1 tRNA gene and 1 rRNA gene are annotated in these 247 nt (G+C 56.3%); both read left to right on the top strand.

Going from position 1 to position 247, the window contains the following annotated elements:
* Positions 1-62 (top strand): 16S ribosomal RNA (locus F6X37_RS36215); the annotation flags it as partial.
* Between the two features lie 74 nt (positions 63-136).
* Positions 137-213, top strand: a tRNA-Ile gene (locus F6X37_RS36210).
* The last annotated feature ends 34 nt before the right edge of the window (positions 214-247 follow it).

The following is a 247-nucleotide window of genomic DNA, read 5'->3' as shown; positions in this document are numbered from 1 at the left end:
TGACTGGGGTGAAGTCGTAACAAGGTAGCCGTATCGGAAGGTGCGGCTGGATCACCTCCTTTCCAGAGCTGTGCATTCATTGCACTCAAGTGCTCACGCTTATCGGCTGTGGTTAGAAGAAACGCAGACAGGCTCAGGGTCTGTAGCTCAGCCGGTTAGAGCACCGTCTTGATAAGGCGGGGGTCGATGGTTCGAATCCATCCAGACCCACCAGTGTCTTGTCTGGTGAGCTGAAGGGCTGGGGCCG

This window comes from Paraburkholderia sp. 31.1 (assembly GCF_014397645.1).
GTDB lineage: Bacteria > Pseudomonadota > Gammaproteobacteria > Burkholderiales > Burkholderiaceae > Paraburkholderia > Paraburkholderia tuberum.
The sequence above is the reverse complement of the archived record's forward strand: the minus strand, read 5'-3'. Positions and strand labels throughout refer to the sequence as shown.